21 protein-coding genes, 2 tRNA genes and 1 pseudogene are annotated in these 24,120 nt (G+C 55.1%); 21 read left to right on the top strand and 3 right to left on the bottom strand.

Translation table 11 applies throughout. The features are described from left to right. Window positions 1–5: 5 nt before the first annotated feature. Entirely contained in the window at window positions 6–1,439 is a 1,434-nt protein-coding gene (dacB, locus tag QZQ97_RS15670; RefSeq protein ID WP_004952830.1) for a serine-type D-Ala-D-Ala carboxypeptidase, read from the bottom strand. A gap of 257 nt (window positions 1,440–1,696) precedes the next feature. Here dacB and greA point away from each other — a divergent pair, with 257 nt between their 5' ends. After that, window positions 1,697–2,173 (top strand): transcription elongation factor GreA, encoded by a 477-nt coding sequence (gene greA, locus QZQ97_RS15665; protein ID WP_037423174.1) that lies wholly within the window; start codon window positions 1,697–1,699, stop codon window positions 2,171–2,173. A gap of 114 nt (window positions 2,174–2,287) precedes the next feature. Here greA and yhbY read toward each other — a convergent pair whose 3' ends face one another. Continuing rightward, a complete protein-coding gene (gene yhbY, locus QZQ97_RS15660; RefSeq protein ID WP_004933536.1) occupies window positions 2,288–2,581 on the bottom strand; it encodes a ribosome assembly RNA-binding protein YhbY in 294 nt (97 codons plus the stop codon). A gap of 142 nt (window positions 2,582–2,723) precedes the next feature. On the opposite strand from yhbY, the gene rlmE reads away from it, so the two are divergent. The 20 genes and pseudogenes from rlmE to QZQ97_RS15565 all read left to right on the top strand — a co-directional run. Then, complete coding sequence (rlmE, locus tag QZQ97_RS15655; RefSeq protein ID WP_004952836.1) at window positions 2,724–3,353, top strand: 23S rRNA (uridine(2552)-2'-O)-methyltransferase RlmE; 630 nt, start codon at window positions 2,724–2,726, stop codon at window positions 3,351–3,353. Window positions 3,354–3,409: 56 nt separating this feature from the next. Then, complete coding sequence (gene ftsH / locus QZQ97_RS15650; RefSeq protein ID WP_006317499.1) at window positions 3,410–5,341, top strand: ATP-dependent zinc metalloprotease FtsH; 1,932 nt, start codon at window positions 3,410–3,412, stop codon at window positions 5,339–5,341. A gap of 92 nt (window positions 5,342–5,433) precedes the next feature. Further along, window positions 5,434–6,267, top strand: coding sequence for a dihydropteroate synthase (gene folP / locus QZQ97_RS15645; protein WP_311994210.1), 834 nt, complete (start codon window positions 5,434–5,436; stop codon window positions 6,265–6,267). A gap of 7 nt (window positions 6,268–6,274) precedes the next feature. Beyond that, entirely contained in the window at window positions 6,275–7,612 is a 1,338-nt protein-coding gene (gene glmM, locus QZQ97_RS15640) for a phosphoglucosamine mutase (RefSeq protein WP_311994209.1), read from the top strand. A 252-nt stretch (window positions 7,613–7,864) separates the two neighbouring features. Beyond that, the gene (gene secG, locus QZQ97_RS15635) at window positions 7,865–8,200 is read left to right on the top strand and encodes a preprotein translocase subunit SecG (RefSeq protein ID WP_006317502.1); all 336 of its coding nucleotides are present in this window, start codon (window positions 7,865–7,867) and stop codon (window positions 8,198–8,200) included. Window positions 8,201–8,277: 77 nt separating this feature from the next. Then, window positions 8,278–8,364: transfer RNA gene (locus QZQ97_RS15630), tRNA-Leu, on the top strand. A gap of 60 nt (window positions 8,365–8,424) precedes the next feature. After that, window positions 8,425–8,501 (top strand) — tRNA-Met (locus QZQ97_RS15625). A gap of 217 nt (window positions 8,502–8,718) precedes the next feature. After that, window positions 8,719–9,171 (top strand): ribosome maturation factor RimP, encoded by a 453-nt coding sequence (gene rimP, locus QZQ97_RS15620; protein ID WP_004952852.1) that lies wholly within the window; start codon window positions 8,719–8,721, stop codon window positions 9,169–9,171. Window positions 9,172–9,192: 21 nt separating this feature from the next. Next, window positions 9,193–10,701, top strand: a complete 1,509-nt coding sequence (nusA, locus tag QZQ97_RS15615) for a transcription termination factor NusA (protein ID WP_004952855.1) — start codon at window positions 9,193–9,195, stop codon at window positions 10,699–10,701. A 24-nt stretch (window positions 10,702–10,725) separates the two neighbouring features. Continuing rightward, window positions 10,726–13,413 (top strand): translation initiation factor IF-2, encoded by a 2,688-nt coding sequence (infB, locus tag QZQ97_RS15610; protein ID WP_311994208.1) that lies wholly within the window; start codon window positions 10,726–10,728, stop codon window positions 13,411–13,413. 68 nt (window positions 13,414–13,481) lie between these two features. Then, window positions 13,482–13,892, top strand: a complete 411-nt coding sequence (gene rbfA, locus QZQ97_RS15605) for a 30S ribosome-binding factor RbfA (RefSeq protein ID WP_004952863.1) — start codon at window positions 13,482–13,484, stop codon at window positions 13,890–13,892. Then, entirely contained in the window at window positions 13,892–14,836 is a 945-nt protein-coding gene (gene truB, locus QZQ97_RS15600) for a tRNA pseudouridine(55) synthase TruB (RefSeq protein ID WP_311994207.1), read from the top strand. The genes rbfA and truB overlap by 1 nt, the downstream gene beginning before the upstream one ends. Before the next feature lie 123 nt (window positions 14,837–14,959). Further along, a complete protein-coding gene (rpsO, locus tag QZQ97_RS15595) occupies window positions 14,960–15,229 on the top strand; it encodes a 30S ribosomal protein S15 (protein WP_004933502.1) in 270 nt (89 codons plus the stop codon). Between the two features lie 256 nt (window positions 15,230–15,485). After that, window positions 15,486–17,609 carry a polyribonucleotide nucleotidyltransferase gene (pnp, locus tag QZQ97_RS15590; RefSeq protein ID WP_065505781.1) on the top strand — a complete coding sequence of 708 codons (2,124 nt, stop codon included), beginning with the start codon at window positions 15,486–15,488 and terminating at the stop codon, window positions 17,607–17,609. 128 nt (window positions 17,610–17,737) lie between these two features. Beyond that, window positions 17,738–18,622, top strand: coding sequence for a lipoprotein NlpI (gene nlpI, locus QZQ97_RS15585; RefSeq protein WP_065505782.1), 885 nt, complete (start codon window positions 17,738–17,740; stop codon window positions 18,620–18,622). A gap of 116 nt (window positions 18,623–18,738) precedes the next feature. Then, window positions 18,739–18,819 carry a protein YrbN gene (gene yrbN / locus QZQ97_RS24555; protein WP_096335046.1) on the top strand — a complete coding sequence of 27 codons (81 nt, stop codon included), beginning with the start codon at window positions 18,739–18,741 and terminating at the stop codon, window positions 18,817–18,819. Beyond that, window positions 18,809–20,785, top strand: coding sequence for a DEAD/DEAH family ATP-dependent RNA helicase (locus QZQ97_RS15580; protein ID WP_065505783.1), 1,977 nt, complete (start codon window positions 18,809–18,811; stop codon window positions 20,783–20,785). The genes yrbN and QZQ97_RS15580 overlap by 11 nt, the downstream gene beginning before the upstream one ends. Window positions 20,786–20,932: 147 nt before the next feature. Then, window positions 20,933–22,147 (top strand): selenium metabolism membrane protein YedE/FdhT, encoded by a 1,215-nt coding sequence (gene yedE, locus QZQ97_RS15575; protein ID WP_311994206.1) that lies wholly within the window; start codon window positions 20,933–20,935, stop codon window positions 22,145–22,147. Further along, window positions 22,144–22,383, top strand: a complete 240-nt coding sequence (gene yedF / locus QZQ97_RS15570) for a sulfurtransferase-like selenium metabolism protein YedF (protein WP_004952879.1) — start codon at window positions 22,144–22,146, stop codon at window positions 22,381–22,383. Before yedE ends, yedF begins: the two co-directional genes overlap by 4 nt. 190 nt (window positions 22,384–22,573) lie before the next feature. Further along, a pseudogene (locus QZQ97_RS15565) lies at window positions 22,574–22,783 on the top strand (MFS transporter); the annotation flags it as partial. 140 nt (window positions 22,784–22,923) lie between these two features. Here the strand turns inward: QZQ97_RS15565 and QZQ97_RS15560 are convergent. Further along, on the bottom strand, window positions 22,924–23,937 hold the full coding sequence (locus tag QZQ97_RS15560) for a luciferase-like monooxygenase (RefSeq protein WP_311994205.1): 1,014 nt from the start codon (window positions 23,935–23,937) through the stop codon (window positions 22,924–22,926). Between the last annotated feature and the right edge of the window lie 183 nt (window positions 23,938–24,120).

The following is a 24,120-nucleotide window of genomic DNA, read 5'->3' as shown; positions in this document are numbered from 1 at the left end:
GACCCTCAGTTATTTTGATAAATATCCCTATACAGGCGGCTTTCGAAACGCACCAGAGGAGCGCGGCGCTGTTTCTGATCTTCCGGTGGTACGGCATAACCCGACAGGTACTGTACGAACGCAAAGCGTTGGCCGCTGGCGGTGGTGATAAAGCCCGCCAGGTTATACACGCCCTGCAGTGCGCCGGTTTTGGCGGATACCTTGCCATCGACGCCGGCTTCGTGCAGCCCGCCACGGTAGCGCAGGGTACCGTCGTAGCCGGACAGCGGCAGCATCGAAATAAAGTTCAGTTCGCTGTCATGCTGCGCAATGTACTGCAACGCCTGCATCATGGTCGCCGGGGCCAACAGGTTATGGCGAGAGAGGCCAGAGCCGTCCACCACTATGCTGTTGCCCAGATCAACCCCGGCCTTCTGACGCAGTACCTGACGTACGGCATCTGCGCCGGCGCGCCAGGTGCCCGGAACGCCGAAACGTTCATGGCCGATGGTGCGAAACACGGTATCGGCGATCATGTTATCCGATTTCTTCAGCATGATCTTCAGCAGCTCGTGCAGCGGCGCCGATTGCGTTTGCGCAATCACCGTGCCGGCCAGGCCAGGCTGAGTCTGGCGTTTCAGGTGGCCATCTATCTGGATGCCGGCTTGCGTCAGCTCATCTTTCAAGATAGCGCCGGCGTAGCTGGCGCCATCCTGAATGGCGAAGGCCAGCGGCAGCGGATCGCTGCGTTGGGTCAGACAGCCAGTCAGGGTAAAGCGGTTCAATTCGCCCGGTACCACGTCCAGCTCGCAGTATTGGGCGTCCGCAGAGCCTCTCGCCAGCGTTCGTACCTGGCTGAACATATTGACCGGGTAATAAGAGGCCACGCGTATAAAGGCCATATCACCCGGGTTTGGCGCACTGTACAGCGATACCGAGAAGCAGTTGCGATCGACAATCGCCGCCGCCGGCGGTGCGCTGAAGCACTGGGTCAGATCGTTCCATGGCCAGCCTGGGGCTTTGTCGTGGCTGGCGAATACCGATGTGTCGACCAGCACGTCGCCGGTAATCTGGCGAACGCCCTGTTTTTTCAGGATCGCCACCATATTGCGCAGGCTCTGGCGTTTAAAGGTCGGGTCGCCGCTGAAGCGGGCGATCAGATTGCCCCGCAGCACGCCGTCGCTGATATCGCCCTGGCTTTCCAGCGTGGTGGTGAAACGATAATCGGGACCGAGCTGCAACAAGGCAGCCAGCGCCGTCAGCACCTTTTGGGTACTGGCCGGTAACGCCATTTGCTGTGAATGATAATCGATGGTCGGCGCATCGGCACCGATCTTCTGAACTACCAGGGCAAGGTTGGCCCCATCAGGCAAATATTGTGTGTAATCTTCCACCGGGGCCGCATTTGCATTCAGAACAAATGCGCAAGCCAATGCACTGACAATTCGTGAAAAACGCATAATCTCGGGATAACAGCTGGATAACGTGCCGTCATACTACGGTGCATTCAGGGAGAAAGTAAACGATGACCCTCAAGGAACTCTACGCTAAAATGCGTATCAAAATGCAAAATCGATCCTGACTTGGACGAATGTTCCGAGTCAGGCTTCTTTTGTTTGTCGCCTGGAGGCGGGGGGAGATACACCCACCGTTTTTTCATTCGAACACGTCAGGATGACGGTTATTTGAACAGGAAAGATTTAGAGGTATTCACTATATGAAACAGATTCCGATGACCTTGTTTGGCGCTGAAAAACTGCGCGAAGAGCTTGAATATCTGAAGGGCGTGCGTCGTCCGAAAATCATTGCGGACATCGCTGACGCCCGTGAACACGGCGATTTGAAAGAAAACGCAGAGTACCATGCTGCTCGTGAACAGCAGGGTTTTTGCGAAGGACGCATTCAGGAAATTGAAGCCAAACTGTCGAACGCGCAGGTGATCGACATCACCAAGATGCCAAACAATGGCCGCGTGATTTTTGGCTCCACCGTTTCGGTGATGAACCTGGATAGCGAAGAAGAAGTGACTTACCGAATCGTGGGTGACGATGAGGCCGACTTCAAGAAAAATCTGATTTCGGTAAATTCGCCCATGGCACGCGGCTTGATCGGTAAAGAGCAGGATGATGTGGTGGTCATTAAAACCCCGGGCGGCGATGTAGATTACGAGATCCTGAAGGTTGAATATCTCTGATATACGCTCGTTCGTTCAGAAATTCGCCAGGGTTTTGTAAAGAAAGGAAAAAGGCCGCATGCGGCCTTTTATCTGAGTCAGGTGCATGGCACCTTTTCGTTAACCCAATGCTTATTAACGCGGTAGACTGATCTTGCGCTCTTTCGAAGGGCGGTAAAGAATAAGCGTACTGCCGATGACTTGCACGTTGCAGGCACCCGTTTCACGTACGATAGCGTCGGCGATCAGGGTTTTGGTTTCGCGATCTTCAGCAGCGATTTTTACCTTGATCAGCTCATGATGCTCCAGAGCCTGTTCAATTTCAGCCAGCACCCCTTCGGTGAGACCGTTATTACCCAGCATGACAACCGGTTTTAACGGATGCGCCAAGCCTTTCAGGTGCTGTTTTTGTTTATTATTCAGATTCATTGTCTTTTTTGCTTAAGTTGGGATTGAAAACGGTACATTCTACCGCCATCTCATGTATATCACCAAATCGGTCTTCACCGGTGTGAGTCTACGTGAGCAGCGAACCTGGCATAAGACTCTTTTATGATAGTTGGAAAACGAGATGGCTAATAAAAAGCGTTCTGCTAGCTCCAGTCGCTGGTTACAAGAACACTTTAGCGATAAATATGTGCAACAGGCGCAGAAAAAAGGGCTGCGTTCGCGCGCCTGGTTTAAACTTGATGAAATACAGCAGAGTGACAAGCTGTTTAAACCCGGTATGACAGTAGTGGATTTAGGCGCAGCGCCGGGCGGTTGGTCACAATATGTAGTAACGCAGATCGGCGGTAACGGTCGCATCATCGCCTGTGATATTTTGCCAATGGATCCTATCGTTGGCGTCGATTTCCTTCAGGGCGATTTTCGTGATGAACTGGTCCTTAAAGCTCTGTTGGAACGTGTAGGTGAAAGTAAGGTTCAGGTGGTTATGTCTGACATGGCCCCGAATATGAGTGGCACTCCGGCCGTCGATATTCCGAGATCGATGTATCTGGTGGAATTAGCACTGGGAATGTGTCGTGATGTCCTCGCACCAGGCGGAAGTTTCCTGGTGAAGGTGTTCCAGGGAGATGGCTTTGACGAGTACCTACGGGAAATTCGCTCCCTGTTTACGAAGGTTAAGATTCGTAAGCCAGACGCTTCCCGCGCACGTTCGCGTGAAGTGTACATTGTAGCGACAGGGCGCAAGCTGTAGTACCCTAACGCTGTTTGTTAACACAGTTGTAATATGAGGTTAATCCCTTGAGTGACATGGCGAAAAACCTAATACTCTGGTTAGTCATCGCGGTAGTGTTGATGTCTGTATTCCAGAGCTTTGGGCCCAGCGAGTCGAATGGCCGTAGGGTGGATTACTCTACCTTCATGTCCGAACTGACCCAGGACCAGGTTCGCGAAGCGCGAATCAACGGACGTGAAATTAACGTTACCAAGAAAGACAGTAACAAATACACGACCTACATCCCTGTCAACGATCCTAAGTTGCTGGATACGTTGTTGACGAAAAATGTGAAAGTTGTTGGTGAACCGCCTGAAGAGCCGAGTTTGCTGGCTTCTATCTTTATTTCATGGTTCCCGATGCTGTTGCTGATCGGGGTCTGGATCTTCTTTATGCGGCAGATGCAGGGCGGCGGCGGCAAGGGCGCGATGTCCTTCGGCAAGAGCAAGGCCCGTATGCTGACGGAAGACCAGATCAAAACCACTTTTGCTGACGTTGCCGGTTGTGATGAAGCAAAAGAGGAAGTAAGCGAACTGGTGGAATACCTGCGCGAGCCGAGCCGTTTCCAGAAATTGGGCGGCAAGATCCCGAAAGGCGTGCTGATGGTCGGCCCGCCGGGGACCGGTAAAACGCTGTTGGCGAAAGCCATCGCGGGTGAGGCAAAAGTGCCGTTCTTCACCATTTCCGGCTCCGACTTCGTGGAAATGTTTGTGGGCGTGGGCGCTTCCCGTGTGCGCGACATGTTCGAACAGGCCAAGAAAGCGGCACCGTGCATCATCTTCATCGATGAAATCGACGCCGTTGGTCGCCAGCGTGGCGCCGGTCTGGGTGGCGGTCATGATGAACGTGAGCAAACGCTGAACCAAATGCTGGTTGAGATGGACGGTTTTGAAGGCAATGAAGGCATTATCGTCATTGCTGCGACCAACCGTCCGGACGTGCTTGACCCCGCGTTGCTGCGTCCAGGCCGTTTCGACCGTCAGGTCGTGGTGGGCCTGCCGGATGTGCGTGGCCGTGAACAAATTCTGAAGGTGCATTCACGTCGCGTGCCGTTGGCTCCAGATGTTGATGCCTCTGTGCTTGCACGTGGTACCCCGGGCTTCTCCGGTGCAGACTTGGCCAACCTGGTCAACGAAGCGGCACTGTTTGCCGCTCGCGGCAACAAACGCGTGGTGTCGATGGTTGAGTTCGAAAAAGCCAAAGACAAGATCATGATGGGTGCGGAACGTCGCTCCATGGTGATGACCGAAGCGCAGAAAGAGTCGACCGCGTATCACGAAGCAGGCCACGCCATTATCGGCCGTCTGGTTCCTGAGCACGATCCGGTGCACAAGGTCACTATTATTCCGCGTGGCCGTGCGTTGGGCGTCACCTTCTTCTTGCCGGAAGGCGATGCGATCAGCGCCAGTCGTCAGAAGTTGGAGAGTCAAATTTCTACTCTGTACGGCGGTCGTCTGGCTGAAGAGATTATTTACGGGCCAGAGAAAGTCTCTACCGGTGCGTCGAACGACATTAAAGTGGCGACCTCGATTGCCCGCAACATGGTGACCCAATGGGGCTTCTCCGAGAAGCTGGGGCCGCTGCTGTATGCGGAAGAAGAGGGCGAAGTGTTCCTGGGCCGTTCGGTGGCCAAAGCGAAACACATGTCGGATGAAACTGCGCGCATCATCGACCAGGAAGTGAAATCCCTGATCGAACGCAACTACATCCGTGCGCGTGCATTGTTGATGGAAAACATGGACATCCTGCATTCAATGAAGGACGCCTTGATGAAGTATGAAACCATCGATGCACCACAGATTGACGATCTGATGAACCGTAAAGATGTGCGTCCGCCAGCGGGTTGGGACGATGTGAACAAGGGCAGCAATTCCGACAACGGCGGTACTCCAAAAGCCCCGACGCCGGTAGATGAGCCACGCACGCCAAACCCAGGCAATACCATGTCTGAACAGCTAGACAAGTAACTTCGGCTGTGTAATAACATCGAACCCCGGCATGCCGGGGTTTTTTATTGCCCGGCGGGCAGTGACCCAGGCAACAGTAAGGTGAATTAGCGATGCAGTTAACCGTGCGAGACATGACTCTCGATCTTTCCCACCCACGAGTGATGGGGATCCTCAACGTAACCCCGGATTCTTTCTCTGACGGCGGCCGTCACAACACCTTGAATCAGGCGCTGTTGCATGCGCATGCGCTGATTTCGGCCGGTGCGACCATGATTGATGTGGGGGGTGAGTCGACCAGGCCGGGAGCCGCGGAGGTCAGTGAAGAGGAAGAGATCGCACGTGTCGTGCCGGTAGTAGAAGCCTTGGCGCAGCGTTTTGAGGTGTTTATCTCGGTGGATACGTCGAAAGCGGGCGTGATCCGCGAATCGGCGCAGGCAGGGGCGCATCTGATAAACGATATTCGCTCGCTGCAGGAGCCCGGCGCATTGGCGGCGGCGGCTGAAAGCGGGCTGCCTGTGTGCCTGATGCACATGCAGGGGCAACCGCGTACCATGCAGCAGGCACCGCACTATGACGATCTTGTTGCTGATGTGAACGCTTTTTTCCAACAGCATATCGAACGCTGCAATGCCGCCGGCATAACAAATCAGAAATTGCTGCTCGACCCAGGATTCGGTTTCGGTAAGAATTTGGCTCACAATTATCAACTGCTGGCCAGATTGTCAGAGTTTCATCACTTTGGCCTGCCGCTATTGGTAGGGATGTCGCGTAAGTCGATGATTGGACAACTGCTGAATGTACCCCCGGAACAGCGGGTTATCGGCAGTGTGGCCTGTGCGGTGATCGCCGCCATGCAGGGCGCACAGATTGTCAGAGTGCATGACGTTAAAGAAACCGTCGAGGCGATGCGTGTCGTCGAGGCAACACTTTCAGCTAAGGGATGACAGAGACATGAGTGAGCGCAAATATTTTGGTACCGACGGCATTCGTGGCAAAGTCGGCGATAGCCCTATTACCCCGGATTTCGTGCTGAAACTTGGCTGGGCGGCGGGTAAGGTACTGGCACGTCACGGCTCCCGTAAAATCATTATCGGCAAAGATACCCGCATTTCCGGCTACATGCTGGAATCGGCGCTGGAGGCCGGGCTGGCCGCTGCGGGGCTATCCGCCTCGTTCACCGGCCCGATGCCGACGCCGGCGGTGGCTTATCTGACGCGCACCTTCCGTGCTGAAGCCGGTATCGTGATCTCTGCATCACATAACCCGTTCTACGACAACGGCATCAAGTTCTTCTCCATTGACGGAGCGAAGTTGCCGGACCATGTCGAAGAAGCCATTGAAGCCGAAATGGAAAAGCCGTTGACCTGCGTGGAGTCCGCCGAACTGGGTAAAGCCAGCCGCATCATCGATGCTGCCGGTCGTTACATCGAATTCTGCAAAGGTACCTTCCCGAGCGAACTGAGCCTGAAGGGCCTGAAAATTGTGGTGGACTGCGCCAACGGCGCAACCTACCACATCGCACCGAGCGTGTTGCGTGAACTGGGCGCTACGGTGATCGCTATCGGCGTTGAGCCGGACGGCATGAATATCAATGAGAAATGCGGCGCGACCGATGTTCGTCAACTGCAAGAACGCGTACTGCTGGAAAAAGCGCATGTCGGTCTGGCTTTTGACGGAGACGGCGATCGCGTGATGATGGTTGATCACCTTGGCAACAAGGTCGATGGCGACCAGATTCTGTATATCATCGCCCGAGAGGGGCTGCGTCAGGGCCAGTTGCGCGGTGGCGCTGTCGGGACGTTGATGAGCAATATGGGTCTGGAACTGGCGCTCAAGCAGCTTGGTATCCCATTTGCCCGTGCGAAAGTGGGGGACCGCTACGTACTGGAGAAGTTGCAGGAACTGGGCTGGCGCATTGGCGCGGAAAACTCCGGCCACGTGATCCTGCTGGACAAAACCACGACGGGTGATGGCATCATTGCCGGCCTGCAGGTGCTGACCGCGATAGTGCGTAACAGCATGAGTTTGCACGATCTGTGCAGCGGCATGAAACTGCTGCCGCAGATCCTGGTCAACGTGCGTTTTGTCGGCGAGCACAACCCATTGGAGTCTGAAGAGGTGCGTAAAGTCACCGAGCAGGTTGAAACCGAGTTGGCTGGTCGTGGCCGCGTTCTTTTGCGTAAATCAGGTACCGAACCGTTGATCCGCGTGATGGTAGAAGGTGAGGATGAACAGCAGGTTACCACGTTGGCGCACCGTATCGCCGATGCGGTGAAGTCTGCCGGTTAACTCACCGCTGACAAGCCGGGGGGCTATTTGCGGCCCCCGGAAAACACAGCCTGCGAATTTTATTGGTGCTTTTTTCCGCAAACGCGCCGACGGCTGCAAATTGCCCTTGCGTGGGTTAGCGGCTTTGGTTAGTATTCACACCCGCTTCAGTGGGCAGTTTGATACAATGCCTGCGACTTCTTAATAGAAAAGAAGCCTTTGGGGTGTGAAGCATTTGGCACGCGGTGAAGCCGCAAGGATACGGGTACAACTATGTACGAAGCTCTTCTGGTAATTTTCCTGCTGATCTCAATCGGGCTGGTTGCTCTGATTATGTTGCAGCAAGGTAAAGGCGCTGATATGGGAGCCTCCTTCGGAGCAGGTGCATCTGGCACATTGTTCGGTTCGAGTGGTTCCGGTAACTTCATGACCCGCATGACGGCTGTTCTGGCGGCGCTGTTCTTCGTCATCAGTTTGATCCTGGGCAACCTGAGCACCAACCAGAGCAAGAAAGGCAGCGAGTGGGAAAACCTCGGTCAGCCAGTGAAATCTGAGCAGACTACCGCACCGGCAGCACCAACCAAGCCGAGCAGCGATATCCCACAGTAAGCGGCAGGCAGTAACAAAGTTTGAAAACGGTTGTTGTTACCTCAATAAAATAACAGCCGTTAGCAGTAAGAATCAGTACCGAGGTGGTGGAATTGGTAGACACGCTACCTTGAGGTGGTAGTGCCCTAACGGGCTTGTGGGTTCGAGTCCCATCCTCGGTACCAAATCCCAGAGATAACTTGCAATTTTGCGATTATCGGCGTAGTATTTGCCACGTTTTCGGACGCGGGGTGGAGCAGCCTGGTAGCTCGTCGGGCTCATAACCCGAAGGTCGTCGGTTCAAATCCGGCCCCCGCAACCACTTTCCTTTAAGTGTTTATTTTCAAATACACTTTTCGATTGAAATCCGCTTTTCTCGAACAACATTTGAAAATGGCACTTGTTAGAAAGTTGCACCGAAGCCGCTTTGCGGCAAACAGGGTCCAGTTGCATAAAGCCCCGAATTTTCGGGGTTTTTTGTTATTTGGCAACAGAATCACTGGGCTATTAGGCCCTTTTTTTATGTCTTGGGGGTGGGCTTGTCCACATTAGAGCAAAAATTAACAGAGATGCTTTCGGCACCGGTAGAAGCGTTGGGCTTTGAGCTTGTAGGCATCGAATTTATTCGTGCGCGCCAATCGACGCTCCGTATCTATATTGATAGTGAAAATGGCATCAATGTTGACGATTGTGCTGATGTCAGCCACCAGGTCAGCGCTGTATTGGACGTCGAAGAGCCAATCACAGTCGCTTACAACTTGGAAGTCTCCTCTCCTGGCCTTGATCGCCCGATGTTCACCGCTGAGCACTATACTCGTTTCCTCGGTGAAGAAGTCAGCCTGGTCCTGCGCATGGCCGTACAGAACCGTCGCAAATGGCAGGGCATTATCAAGTCTGTCGATGGCGAGATGATCACGGTTACTGTGGAAGGGAAAGATGAAGTGTTCGCGCTGAGCAACATCCAGAAAGCGAACCTGGTACCCCACTTTTAAAGTTTGGATGAGGCAACTAGGATGAATAAAGAGATTCTGGCTGTTGTTGAAGCTGTTTCCAACGAAAAATCCCTTCCGCGTGAGAAGATTTTCGAAGCGTTGGAAACCGCATTAGCCACCGCAACCAAGAAAAAATACGAGCAGGAAATTGAGGTTCGCGTCAGCATTGACCGCAAAACCGGCGATTTCGATACCTTCCGTCGTTGGGTCGCCGTAGATGAAGTGACCCAGCCAACGCGTGAAATCACGCTGGAAGCCGCTCAGTACGAAGAGCCTGGCATCGAATTGGGCGGGTACATTGAAGATCAGATCGAATCTGTGACCTTTGACCGTATCACTACCCAAACCGCGAAACAGGTTATCGTACAGAAAGTACGTGAAGCCGAACGCGCCATGGTCGTTGACGCTTTCCGTCAGCACGAAGGTGAAATCGTCACCGGCGTGGTGAAGAAAGTTAACCGTGACAGCATTGCGCTGGACCTGGGCAGCAACGCCGAGGCGGTGATTGGCCGCGAAGACATGCTGCCGCGCGAAAACTTCCGTCCGGGCGACCGAATTCGCGGCATATTGTACGCCGTCCGTCCGGAAGCTCGTGGCGCACAGCTGTTCGTCAGCCGCTCCAGCGCCGAGATGCTGAAAGAACTGTTCCGCATCGAAGTACCGGAAATCGGTGAAGAAGTGATTGAGATTAAAGCGGCAGCCCGTGATCCTGGCTCCCGTGCAAAAATTGCTGTGAAAACCAACGACAAACGCATCGACCCGGTCGGCGCTTGCGTAGGTATGCGCGGTGCGCGCGTTCAGGCCGTTTCGAGTGAACTCGGCGGCGAACGTATCGATATCATCCTGTGGGATGATAACCCTGCGCAGTTCGTCATCAACGCCATGGCACCGGCAGACGTTGCCTCGATCGTGGTTGATGAAGATAATTGCACCATGGATATCGCCGTTGAAGCCAGCAATCTGGCACAGGCGATCGGCCGTAATGGCCAAAACGTGCGTTTGGCTTCCCAATTGTTAAAACAACATCGTGACGATGACCGTTGGGAACTGAACGTGATGACGGCGGACGATCTGCAGGCCAAGCACCAGGCCGAAGCTCATGCCGCCATTGATACCTTCACCAAGTATCTTGATATCGACGAAGATTTCGCCACCGTACTGGTCGAAGAAGGCTTCTCTACTCTGGAAGAGTTGGCTTATGTGCCAATCAAAGAGCTGCTGGAAATTGACGGTCTGGATGAAGATATGGTTGAAGCGTTGCGCGATCGCGCCAAAGCTGCATTGACCACGCTTGCCCTGGCCCAAGAAGAGAGCCTGGGTGACCAAAAACCTGCTGACGATTTGCTCAACCTTCCGGGTCTTGAGCGCAGCATGGCCTTTAAACTGGCCGCGCGTGGGGTTTGTACGCTGGAAGATCTTGCCGAGCAGGGTGTTGACGATCTGGCTGATATTGAAGGGCTTAGCGATGAGCAAGCCGGCGAGCTGATTATGGCCGCACGTAATATCTGTTGGTTTGGCGACAACGCGTAATAAACTGTAGCAGGAAGGAACAGCATGACGACAGATGTAACCGTAAAATCGCTGGCAGCAGAGATTCAGACTCCAGTTGATCGCCTGGTACAGCAGTTTGCTGATGCAGGGATTAACAAGTCTGAGACAGACTCTGTGACCCAGCACGAGAAAGAAGCCTTACTGGCGCACCTTAACCGTGAACACGGTAGTGCGCCGGGTAAGCTCACGTTGCAGCGCAAAACGCGCAGCACCTTGAATATTCCGAGCACCGGCGGTAAAAGTAAATCGGTGCAAATCGAAGTCCGCAAGAAACGCACTTATGTAAATCGCGATACGCCAGAAGCCCAACAGGCTGAAGCGGCAGAGCAGGCACAGCGTGAAGCGGAAGAGCAGGCACAGCGCGCAGCGGAAGAGCTGGCGAAACGCGAAGCGGAAGCAAAGCGCGCAGCCGAAGACCAAGCCAAACGTGAGGCCGCGGAGATTGCTAAGCGTAATTCAGCGGAAAAAGAAAAAGTGACCAATCAACATACCGACGAAATGACCAAGCCAGCTCAGGCAGAAAAAGCACGCCGTGAAGCCGAAGCCGCAGAACTGAAACGTAAAGCGGAAGAAGAAGTGCACCGCAAGGTTGAAGAAGACGCCAAACGCGTAGCGGAAGAAGCGCGCCGCATGGCCGAAGAGAACGGCGAGAAGTGGGCTGAAGCTGAAGCAGCAAGCGCTGCGGTTGAAACGGCCGATTACCACGTGACTACCTCTCAACACGCCCGTGCAGCCGAAGACGAAAACGACGCCAAAGTTGAAGGCGAGCGCCGCGCCCGCACTCGTGGCGGCAAAGCGACCAAGCAGAAGAAAGGCAACAAGCTTTCCGAGTCTAAAGCAGACCGCGAAGAAGCGCGCGCCGTTACCCGTGGCGGTAAAGGCAAGCGTAAGCCAAGCACTCTTCAGCAGGGCTTCAACAAGCCGGCTCAGGTGGTTAACCGTGACGTTGTGATCGGCGAAACCATCACCGTAGCCGAACTGGCTAACAAAATGGCGGTTAAAGGCTCTCAGGTCATCAAAGCGATGATGAAACTGGGCGCAATGGCCACCATTAACCAGGTCATCGACCAGGAAACCGCGCAGCTGGTTGCCGAAGAGATGGGCCACAAAGTTATCCTGCGTCGTGAGAACGAGCTGGAAGAAGCGCTGATGAGCGACCGTGATACCGGTGCTGCCGCTGAGTCACGTGCACCTGTCGTGACCATCATGGGCCACGTTGACCACGGTAAAACTTCTCTGCTGGACTACATCCGCTCCACCAAGGTGGCAGCAGGCGAGGCCGGTGGTATTACCCAGCATATCGGTGCTTACCACGTAGAAACCGACAACGGCATGATCACCTTCCTGGATACCCCAGGTCACGCAGCCTTTACCTCAATGCGTGCCCGTGGTGCCCAGGCGACCGACATCGTTGTTCTGGTTGTTGCTGCCGACGACGGCGTGATGCCGCAAACCATCGAAGCTATCCAGCATGCGAAAGCAGCGAAGGTGCCGTTGGTCGTTGCAGTGAACAAAATCGACAAGCCGGAAGCCGATCCGGACCGCGTTAAGCAGGAACTGTCCCAGTACGGTGTTATGCCGGAAGAGTGGGGCGGCGAAGCACAGTTCGTTCACGTATCTGCGAAAGCCGGTACCGGTATCGACGAACTGCTGAACGCTATCCTGTTGCAGGCTGAAGTTCTCGAACTGAAAGCCGTACGCAGCGGTATGGCCAGCGGCGTGGTTATCGAATCCTTCCTGGATAAAGGTCGTGGTCCGGTTGCTACCGTGCTGGTACAGGAAGGTACGCTGAACAAAGGCGATATCGTTCTGTGTGGCTTCGAATACGGCCGCGTACGTGCGATGCGTGACGAACTGGGTCGCGAAGTGACTTCTGCAGGTCCTTCTATTCCGGTTGAGATCCTGGGCCTGTCCAGCGTTCCTGCCGCCGGTGATGAAGCGACCGTGGTGCGTGACGAGAAGAAAGCGCGTGAAGTTGCGCTGTATCGTCAAGGCAAGTTCCGCGAAGTCAAGCTGGCACGTCAGCAGAAATCTAAACTGGAAAACATGTTCGCTAACATGACCGACGGTGAAGTTTCTGAGCTGAACATCGTACTGAAGTCCGACGTACAGGGTTCTTGTGAAGCGATTTGCGAATCACTGCTGAAACTCTCTACCGACGAAGTGAAAGTGAAGATTGTTGGCTCCGGCGTAGGGGGTATCACCGAAACCGACGCTACGTTGGCAGCGGCTTCCAATGCCATCATCCTGGGCTTCAACGTCCGTGCCGACGCTTCTGCGCGCCGCGTGATTGATGCAGAAAGCCTGGATCTGCGTTACTACTCCGTGATCTATAACCTGATCGACGAAGTGAAGCAGGCGATGAGCGGTATGCTGGCACCTGAGTACAAGCAGCAGATTATCGGTCTGGCCGCAGTGCGTGACGTGTTCAAATCACCGAAATTCGGCGCCATCGCAGGTTGTATGGTTACCGAAGGGACAATCAAGCGTCACAACCCAATCCGCGTTCTGCGCGACAACGTGGTTATCTATGAAGGCGAGCTGGAATCCCTGCGCCGCTTTAAAGACGACGTTAACGAAGTCCGTAACGGCATGGAATGTGGTATCGGCGTTAAGAACTACAACGACGTGCGCGTCGGCGACATGATCGAAGTGTTCGAAATCATTGAGATTCAACGCACCATCGCTTAACGCTTGCACATCTGCTTAAGTCTGTTCCGGGGGGCCTTGTGCCCCCCGATTTGTCTGGAGAATCCATAATGGCAAAAGAATTCAGCCGCGGTCAGCGCGTGGCACAAGAGATGCAAAAAGAGATTGCTATCATTCTGCAGCGTGAAGTCAAAGATCCGCGTATCGGCATGGCTACCGTTTCTGGTGTAGAAGTTTCTCGCGATTTGGCGTACGCCAAAGTTTACGTCACCTTCCTGAACGTGTTGACCGAAAACGCCGATCCGGATCTGGTGCCTAAAGGCATTAAAGCTCTGGAAGACGCTTCCGGCTACATCCGCACTTTGCTGGGTAAAGCCATGCGTCTGCGCGTAGTGCCTGAGCTGACCTTCGCTTACGACAACTCACTGGTAGAAGGCATGCGCATGTCCAACCTGGTGACTAACGTGGTGAAAAACGACGCCGAACGCCGTTCCGCATCAGGCGATGACGAGGAGGCTTAATGAGTCGCCCTCGTCGCCGCGGCCGTGATATTCACGGCGTACTGTTGCTGGACAAACCGCAGGGTCTGTCGTCCAACGACGCTCTGCAAAAAGTGAAACGCCTTTATAACGCCAATCGCGCGGGCCACACCGGCGCGCTCGATCCGCTGGCTACCGGCATGCTGCCGATTTGCCTGGGTGAGGCGACCAAGTTCTCGCAATTCCTGCTCGACTCCGATAAACGTTATCGTGTCATTGCCAAGCTGGGTCAGCGTACCGACACCTCGGATGCGGACGGCCAGATTGTGCAAGAGCGTCCGGTGAATTTCACCCAGGCGCAGCTTGATGCGGCACTGGACAGTTTCCGCGGCGATATCAAGCAGGTGCCGTCGATGTACTCTGCGCTGAAGTACCAGGGCAAGAAACTCTATGAGTATGCACGCCAGGGTATCGAAGTTCCGCGTGAAGCGCGCAGCATCACGGTATATGAACTGCAGTTTATTCGCTGGGAAGGGGATGAGCTGGAGTTGGAAATTCATTGTTCGAAAGGCACCTACATTCGCACCATCACCGATGATCTCGGCGAGCTGCTGGGCTGCGGCGCGCACGTGATCTATCTGCGTCGCCTGCAGGTAGCGACTTATCCAATCGAACGCATGGTCACGCTTGAGCAGTTGAATACGCTGCTGGAGCAGGCCCAGACGCAGGATATCTCGCCTGGCGAGTTGCTCGATCCGTTGTTGATGCCGATGGACAGCCCGGTCGAAAACTACCCGGAAGTGAATTTGCTGCCGGTCGTTGCGGGTTACGTCAAGCAGGGGCAACCGGTACAGGTTGCCGGCGCACCGGCCTCGGGCATGGTGCGAATGACGGAAGGTGAAGAGCGTAAATTTATTGGCGTGGGTGACATCGCCGATGACGGTCGCGTAGCGCCGCGCCGCCTGGTGGTCGAACATTTCGACTGAGGGTGGAAAACGCACTGCCTTGCGATCGCACTGCGCTAAGAGTAGAATGGCGCAGCTTATGCATTGGGTTGCTGAATTAGAGATCGGCGCCTGTATTTATTATCTATAATCTGGAGTATGACAATGTCTCTAAGTGTTGAAGCTAAAGCTCAAATCGTAGCTGATTTTGGTCGTGGTACTAACGACAGCGGTTCTACCGAAGTTCAGGTTGCCCTGTTGACTGCGCAGATCAACCATCTGCAAGGCCACTTCTCAGAACACAAAAAAGATCACCACAGCCGTCGTGGTCTGCTGCGTATGGTTTCTCAGCGTCGTAAGCTGCTGGACTACCTGAAGCGTAAAGATGTAGCACGTTACACCAGCCTGATCGAGCGTCTGGGTCTGCGTCGCTAATCTAGCAAGTTTCAGCGGAAAGGGGCCTATTTTGGCCCCTTTCTTCTAGGAAGCATAAGCAAATCAGGTTAATGTATTACTGATGTTTCCAAACAGGTTCTTCCGTTACAGAGGTTCGCGCGGCTAATGAGAGGCTTTGTCTCAGGCTTGAGATAAGGATTGTCATTAGTCGCGAGGATGTAGTGAGAAGGCAAATCGAGTCACTGGCGTGTCGAGTCGTCAATACGATTGCGCGCCGTTAATCAAGGATATAATTTTGCTGACACCGATCATTCGCAAATTCCAGTATGGCCAGCATACCGTCACCATCGAGACCGGTATGATGGCTCGTCAGGCCACCGCCGCCGTTATGGTGAGCATGGATGACACCGCAGTATTCGTTACCGTAGTTGGCCAGAAAAAAGCCAAACCAGGCCAAAGCTTCTTCCCACTGACCGTTAACTATCAGGAGCGTACTTACGCTGCTGGTCGTATCCCGGGCAGCTTCTTCCGTCGTGAAGGCCGTCCGAGCGAAGGCGAAACCCTGACCTCGCGCCTGATTGACCGTCCGATCCGTCCACTGTTCCCGGACAGCTTCCTGAATGAAGTTCAGGTGATCGCGACCGTAGTTTCCGTTAACCCGCAGGTAAACCCGGACATCGTTGCGATGATCGGCGCCTCTGCTGCCCTGAGCCTGTCCGGTATTCCGTTCAACGGCCCAATCGGCTCTGCACGCGTGGGTTACATCAACAATCAGTATGTGCTGAACCCAACTACCGACGAGCTGAAAGAAAGCAGCCTGGACTTGGTGGTTGCCGGTACCGCCGGCGCAGTGCTGATGGTTGAATCCGAAGCTGACGTTCTGAGCGAAGATCAGATGCTGGGCGCGGTGGTCTTTGGCCACGAGCAACAGCAGATTGTTATCGAAAACATCAACTCCCTGGTTGCCGAAGCCGGCAAGCCCAAGTGGGACTGGCAGGCACCTGCAATCAACGAAGCGCTGCACGCGCGCGTTGCAGAACTGGCAGAAAGCCGTCTGGGCGACGCTTATCACATCACCGAAAAACAAGAGCGTTACGCTCAGGTAGATGCGATCAAGAGCAGCGTAGTTGAAGCCCTGCTGGCGCAGGACGAAACCCTGGACGCGTCTGAAATTCAGGACATCCTGGGCAGCGTTGAGAAAAACGTGGTACGTAGCCGCGTGCTGCGTGGCGAGCCGCGTATCGACGGCCGCGAAAAAGACATGATCCGTGGCCTGGACGTGCGCACCGGCGTGTTGCCGCGTACCCACGGTTCCGCACTGTTCACCCGTGGCGAGACTCAGGCTCTGGTTACCGCAACGCTGGGCACCGCCCGTGACGCGCAGAATCTGGACGAGCTGATGGGCGAGAAGACCGACAGCTTCCTGTTCCACTATAACTTCCCTCCGTACTCCGTAGGCGAGACCGGTATGGTGGGTTCGCCTAAACGTCGTGAAATCGGTCACGGTCGCCTGGCGAAACGCGGTGTATTGGCTATGATGCCTAAACCGGAAGATTTCCCGTACACGGTGCGCGTGGTTTCTGAAATCACCGAATCCAACGGTTCTTCTTCGATGGCTTCTGTCTGTGGCGCCTCTTTGGCGCTGATGGACGCAGGCGTGCCAATCAAGGCAGCCGTTGCGGGTATCGCAATGGGCCTGGTTAAAGAACAAGATAACTTTGTCGTTCTGTCCGACATTCTGGGTGACGAAGATCATCTGGGCGACATGGACTTCAAAGTAGCCGGTAGCCGTGACGGTATTACCGCGCTGCAGATGGACATTAAAATTGAAGGCATCACCCGCGAAATCATGCAGGTGGCACTGAACCAGGCCAAGGGCGCGCGTCTGCACATCCTGGGCGTAATGGAACAGGCTATCAGCACCCCGCGTGGCGATATCTCTCAGTTCGCACCGCGTATCCACACAATCCGAATCAACCCGGACAAGATCAAAGACGTGATCGGTAAAGGCGGCTCTGTCATCCGTGCGCTGACTGAAGAGACCGGTACTACCATCGAAATCGAAGATGATGGTACGGTTAAAATTGCTGCTACCGACGGCGAAAAAGCGAAGTTCGCTATCCGCCGCATCGAAGAGATCACCGCAGAGATCGAAGTGGGCCGTATTTACCAGGGTAAAGTTACCCGTATCGTTGATTTCGGCGCATTCGTGGCGATCGGCGGCGGTAAAGAAGGTCTGGTGCACATCTCTCAAATCGCTGACAAGCGCGTTGAGAAAGTGACCGACTATCTGCAGATGGGTCAGGAAGTACCGGTTAAGGTACTGGAAGTTGACCGTCAGGGCCGTGTGCGTCTGAGCATCAAAGAAGCGACAGCGCCAGAAGCAGATTCATCTGCACCTGCGCCTGAAGCAGAATAACTGTATAGATAGATTTACAGCTCCCTGCCATGGGGTTGGGAGCTGTTCGTATCGCGCGGGTAGGATGCCTGCGTATTAGCAAACGGATGACAGGACGTTCATCCAATGTTTGTCTTCGGGAGTGGGAAATGAAGCCTTTCTTGCGCTGGTGTTACGTTGCGACAGCACTCATGCTGGCAGGATGCAGCAACCATGATTGGCGTAAAGACGAAGTTTTGGCGATCCCGTTGCAGCCAACTCTGCAGCAGGAAGTGATCCTGGCGCGCATGGAACAAATACTTGCCAGCCGGGCACTGACGGACGATGAGCGTGCGCAGCTTTTATATGAGCGCGGTGTGCTGTATGATAGCCTCGGGCTACGTGCACTGGCGCGCAATGATTTCTCGCAAGCGCTGGCGATACGTCCTGATATGCCAGAAGTTTTCAACTACCTGGGCATTTACTTAACGCAGGCAGGCAATTTTGATGCTGCCTATGAAGCGTTTGATTCTGTACTAGAGCTTGATCCAACTTACAATTACGCGCGTTTAAACCGGGGCATCGCACTGTATTATGGCGGCCGCTTCCCGTTGGCGCAGGATGATCTGCAGGCGTTTTATCAAGACGACCCAAACGATCCCTTCCGTTCGTTGTGGCTGTATCTTGTGGAAAGAGAAATCGATCCCAAGAAGGCTGACGTAGCGCTCCAGCAGCGTTATGACAAAGCGAACCGAGGGCAATGGGGATGGAATATTGTCGAATTCTACCTGGGCAACATCAGTGAAAAAACGCTGATGGAAAGGCTCAAGGCAGAGGCAACGGATAACACTTCGCTCGCTGAGCATCTCAGTGAAACTGACTTCTATTTGGGTAAACACTACCTGAGTCTGGGGGACAAGGACACCGCTTCGGCGCTGTTCAAACTGACGGTTGCTAACAACGTTCATAATTTCGTTGAGCACCGCTATGCATTGTTGGAATTGGCGCTGTTGGGCCAAGAACAAGACGACCTATCGGAATCGGACCAGCAATAGCTGACGAACAACTATCAGCCTGATATACATTGGTTTTTTGCCAAAGTTATCGCCTTAACGGGCGAGGGCTTCTTTGTTCGTTTTATAATCTAATTTGAGCCGGTTCACACTTTTCAATGAAAATGACTGAAAATTTTCTCGACGAGTTATGTAGACTGGCTGCCATTATTAATGAGGCACGTGTACATGACTACTGAGCTTGAAACCTCTTTTGCTGACCTGGGGCTGTCTGCTCCTATCATTTCTGCCCTGACCGATCTGGGCTACGAAAAACCGTCACCGATCCAGGCTGAGTGTATTCCTCACCTGTTGAACGGCCGTGATGTGCTGGGCATGGCGCAGACCGGTAGCGGTAAAACTGCAGCGTTCTCGCTGCCATTGCTGCACAACCTTGACGCTTCCCTGAAGGCACCACAGATTCTGGTGCTGGCACCGACCCGCGAACTGGCGGTTCAGGTTGCGGAAGCGATGACTGATTTCTCTAAACACATGACTGGCGTTAACGTTGTTGCCCTGTACGGCGGCCAACGTTACGACGTGCAGCTGCGCGCCTTGCGTCAGGGCCCACAAATCGTAGTGGGTACCCCAGGCCGCCTGCTGGACCACCTGAAACGCGGCACGCTGAACCTCTCTAACCTGAGCGGTCTGGTGCTGGATGAAGCCGACGAAATGTTGCGCATGGGCTTTATCGAAGACGTAGAAACCATCATGGCGGAGATCCCGGCTGAACATCAGACCGCGCTGTTCTCTGCAACCATGCCGGAAGCGATCCGTCGCATTACCCGTCGCTTTATGAAAGATCCGCAGGAAGTGCGCATTCAGTCCAGTATCACTACCCGTCCGGACATCAGCCAGAGCTACTGGACTGCACAAGGCATGCGCAAGAATGAAGCGCTGGTGCGTTTCCTGGAAGCTGAAGACTTTGATGCGGCGATCATCTTCGTGCGTACCAAAAACGCGACCCTGGAAGTGGCTGAAGCGCTGGAGCGCAGCGGTTACAGCAGCGCCGCACTGAACGGTGACATGAACCAGGCACTGCGTGAGCAGACCCTGGAGCGTCTGAAAGACGGCCGTCTGGATATCCTGATCGCGACCGACGTTGCTGCTCGTGGTCTGGATGTTGAGCGTATCAGCCTGGTTGTGAACTACGACATCCCTATGGATTCCGAGTCTTACGTTCACCGTATCGGCCGTACCGGCCGTGCTGGCCGTGCCGGCCGCGCGCTGCTGTTCGTGGAAAACCGCGAACGCCGCCTGCTGCGCAACATCGAACGCACCATGAAGCTGACCATTCCAGAAGTTGAGCTGCCAAATGCAGAGCTGCTGGGTGAGCGTCGTCTGGCCAAGTTCGCCGCTAAAGTACAGCAACAGCTGGAAAGCAGCGATCTGGACATGTACCGCGCACTGCTGGCTAAACTGCAGCCGGAAGAAGAGCTGGAAATGGAAACCCTGGCCGCAGCACTGCTGAAAATGGCGCAGGGCGAACGTCCTCTGATTCTGCCACCGGATCCGGTGTTCAAACCGCGTCAACGTCGTGAGTTCAACGACCGTGACGAGCGTGGCTCCGATCGTGGCAACGACCGTCGTCGTGAAGCGCGTCCAGACAGCCGTGACGGTGGTGCTGAGCGTCCACGTCGCGAACGTCGTGACGTTGGCGAAATGCAGCTGTACCGCATTGAAGTGGGCCGTGATGACGGTGTGGAAGTTCGTCATATCGTTGGCGCGATCGCTAACGAAGGTGACATCAGCAGCCGTTACATCGGTAACATCAAGCTGTTTGCCGGCCATTCCACCATCGAACTGCCAAAAGGCATGCCGGGCGAGATCCTGTCTCACTTCACCCGTACCCGCATCCTGAACAAGCCGATGAACATGCAATTGCTGGGCGATGCACAGCCGCATGAACGTCGTGAGCGTCGCGAAGGCGGGGCTCCTGGTGCCGGTGGTGAGCGTCGTGGCGGTGCTCGTCCGTTCAACGGCGAACGTCGTGAAGGTGCCGGCGCAGGTGCTCCACGTCGTTCTTTCAATGAGCGTCGCGAAGGCGGTAACGCCAACGCCGGTGGCGAACGTCGTGGCGGTAACTTCAACCGTGACGGCCAACGCGCACCGCGCCGTGATGATGCCGCTCCGGCTGCACCACGTCGTCGTTTCGGCGATGCATAACGTCTGATTTGGCCGTTCGCGGTTAATCACTCTGAAAAACCAGCCTTCGGGCTGGTTTTTTTATGCCTGAAATTTGCCGTTAAGCGCGGTTAAATGGCGTATCATTTATAAGGTTTTTTCTTATGGATACTACGCACAGGAGATGCCATGAGTTGGCAGCAATTTAAATCTCAATACCTGGTGCGCTTTTGGGCGCCACTGCCGGCAGTGATTGCCGCCGGGATACTCTCGACTTACTACTTTGGCATGACCGGCACCTTCTGGGCGGTAACCGGCGAATTTACCCGCTGGGGCGGCCACCTGTTGCAGGCGTTCGGTCTGCACCCTGAGCAATGGGGTTACTTTAAGGTTATCGGCCTTGAGGGTACGCCGCTGCAACGTATCGACGGCCGGATGATCATCGGTATGTTCGCCGGCTGCATCGCCGCTGCGCTGTGGGCCAATAACATCAAGCTGCGCCGGCCGCAGCATCGCATTCGCGTTGTGCAGGCACTGTTGGGCGGCATTGTCGCCGGCTTCGGCGCGCGGCTGGCAATGGGGTGTAACCTGGCGGCGTTTTTTACCGGCATTCCGCAGTTCTCGTTGCACGCCTGGTTCTTCGCGCTGGCGACCGCAGCCGGCTCTTACTTTGGCGCCAAATTTACCCTGTTGCCGCTGTTCCGTATCCCGGTGAAATTGCAAAAAGTGCAGGCTGCCGCGCCGCTGACGCAAAAACCAGACCAGGCACGCCGCCGTTTCCGCCTGGGCATGGTGATTTTCTGCCTGTCGCTCGCCTGGTCGCTCTGGACGCTGTTTGATGCACCGAAGCTGGGTATCGCCATGCTGTTTGGCATCGGCTTTGGCTTGCTGATTGAACGCGCACAGATCTGCTTCACCTCGGCGTTCCGCGATCTGTGGATCACCGGCCGCACCCATATGGCAAAAGCGATCATTATCGGCATGGCGGTCAGCGCCATCGGTATTTTCAGTTACGTACAGCTTGGTGTCGCGCCTAAAATCATGTGGGCCGGCCCCAATGCGGTGATTGGCGGGCTGTTGTTCGGTTTCGGCATTGTACTGGCCGGCGGCTGCGAGACCGGCTGGATGTACCGTGCGGTAGAAGGGCAGGTGCATTATTGGTGGGTCGGGCTGGGTAATATCATCGGCGCGACGCTGCTGGCTTACTACTGGGACGATTTGGCCCCGGCGCTGGCCACCGATTACGACAAGGTTAATCTGCTGGATACCTTCGGGCCGATCGGTGGCCTGCTGATCACTTACCTGCTGCTGGCGTTGGCGTTTGCCGCCATGCTGTGGTGGGAGAAACGCTTTTTCCGTGCCAAACCGGACGCGCAGGTGGTTAATTTAAGGAGAGTGTCATGAAACAGGCGGCGATAGTGCCGGATTACCGGCTGGACATGCTGGGAGAACCCTGCCCCTACCCGGCGGTGGCGACGCTGGAAGCGATGCCACAGCTGAAACCGGGGGAAATTCTGGAGGTGATCAGCGATTGCCCGCAGTCGATCAACAACATCCCGCTCGACGCGCGCAATCACGGTTACAAGGTGCTGGATATCCAGCAGGACGGCCCGACCATCCGCTACCTTATCCAACGTTGACACCCAGGTTACTCTGCGCCGCCGGTCAACTGATGCAGGCGGCGTTCACTCTGCTCATCTGCCGGCACGTACACCCGCATCCGGTCGTTGCGCGCGGAACAGCGCCACCATTTTCGGCATGACGTCATCCCGCTCCAGCTGGCCGGCACGTCAGTGTTCAGGGTGAACGCCAAATAGATGCACTTGCGAGCTTCCGCCGGCGTTGCTGCGCGTGCGCTTCGGGCTGGTGATCGCCATCCTGTTCTTCTCCTGCTGGAGCGTTTTTATGTCTGTGATGGCGCTGACGCTGCAGTCCGGAACGGGACTTGGCTCATTCCAGTCAGGCAATGCGTTTATCGCGCTGGGGGCAGCTTATTTCATTTCGTCGCTGCTGAGCAGCACGGTGGTGGAACATTTCGGCAACGGTGTGTATAGGTTTCGGGCGGGCGTTTACCGTCAGCAGTTTCTGCGGGCCGATCGCCACCGGCAGGCACGGGAAGCGGTAACACAGGCCTGGCGGCCCGGTTAAAGGTGGGGGAAGCCATTTCCCCCACCTTTCGTTTAGCCTTTCACCACTTCGCCTTTCACTCCGGCGACAATCTCAAACGAATGCAGCCGCGCCTGATGATCGAAGATCTGGCCGTTGACCATGATTTCATCCGCACCGGTTTCACGCAGCAGTGCCTGCAACCCGTGGCGAACGGTGCTTTCATTACCGACTATCGACATGCGCAGCGCCTGATCGACACCGTATTGCTCTCCGGCGCTCCACAGCGCGTGGATATTGTCCACCGGCGGCGGCAGCGGGCCCGGTGAGCCGCGGCGCAGGTTAATAAATTGCTGCTGCATAGAGGTGAACAGCCGGCGGGCATCTTCGTCGCTGTCGGCGGCCACCACGTTGATGCATACCATGGCATGCGGCTGTGTGCATTGTTCGGAAGGTTTGAAGTTCTCGCGATACAGCTTCAGCGCCTGGAACAGCATTTCCGGCGCAAAGTGGGAAGCGAAGGCGAACGGCAGACCGAGCTGTGCCGCCAGCTGTGCGCTGTACAGACTCGAACCCAGCAGCCAGATCGGCACATGCAAGCCCTGGCCCGGTACTGCCTGCACCGGTTGGCCCGGTTGCGCATCGCAGAAATAATGCTGCAGCTCCTGCACGTCACGCGGGAAGTTATCCACTTCGCCGGACAGGTGGCGGCGCAGCGCCATCATGGTGCGCTGATCGGTGCCGGGCGCACGGCCAAGGCCCAGATCGATACGCCCCGGATACAGCGATTCCAGGGTACCGAACTGCTCGGCGATCACCAGCGGCGCATGGTTGGGCAGCATCACGCCGCCGGAGCCGAGTCGAATGCTCTGGGTGCCGGAAGCCAGATAGCCCAACAGTACCGAGGTAGCGGCGCTGCCGATGCCGGTCATGTTGTGGTGCTCCGCCAGCCAGTAGCGCTGGTAGCCCCATTTCTCGGCGTGTTGCGCCAAATTCAGCGAGCAATGGAAGGCGTCGCGCGCCTTGGCCCCTTGTGGGATTGGGGATAAATCCAGTACCGAAAACGGTACGGCAGTTTTTTCAGTCATGACATCGTCCATCAAAGAGTTGATCGCTTAAAGGGCGATTGCAGGAGTCTGCAAACTACAAAGCCAAAAAAAGATGCTTTTTAGTGTTAAAAGCATAATCCAATTTATAGTTATAAAAGAGGATATATGTGCTTGTGATATCCTCATGAGAATAATGGTTTTTTAGGGGTTAATTAAGATATG

The organism is Serratia sp. root2, from assembly GCF_031931805.1.
GTDB lineage: Bacteria > Pseudomonadota > Gammaproteobacteria > Enterobacterales > Enterobacteriaceae > Serratia > Serratia inhibens.
Note: the sequence above shows the minus strand (reverse complement) of the source record. Positions and strands in the feature narration are given on the sequence as shown.